This window comes from Veillonella sp. ZSJB6, from assembly GCF_051549505.1.
Taxonomy (GTDB): domain Bacteria; phylum Bacillota; class Negativicutes; order Veillonellales; family Veillonellaceae; genus Veillonella.
This window is the reverse complement of the sequence record NZ_JBPUGE010000136.1, coordinates 1-248: the sequence shown is the minus strand read 5'-3', so window position 1 is coordinate 248 and position 248 is coordinate 1. Positions and strand designations below refer to the sequence as shown.

Genomic DNA, 248 nt, shown 5'->3' with positions numbered 1-248 from the left:
CGACAAATTGGGGCTGGCCAACACTTCTAAAAAGAAACGCTCGAGCTCGGCATCGATGCGCCGCTCATGCATGGCGATGGTCATGAGCAATTTTTTAGCGATGCTCGCGCCTTCTTTTAACACAGTGAGCTCTTGTTCCGAGAACGGGGTCGTTCGGGCGAGGCTCCAAATATAACCGAGCACATCGTCCTGTTGTTTGATAACGACAGCGGCACGTTCGCCTAAACCGACAGCCATCCGGGCTGGGA

At 54.0% G+C, this 248-nt stretch carries 1 protein-coding gene; it reads right to left on the bottom strand.

Features of this window, described 5'->3' with window-relative positions; all coding sequences use genetic code 11:
- Positions 1 to 248, bottom strand: a 248-nt coding sequence (locus tag ACSV5T_RS10195; RefSeq protein ID WP_438321064.1) for a hypothetical protein, incomplete at both ends; no start/stop codon positions are given.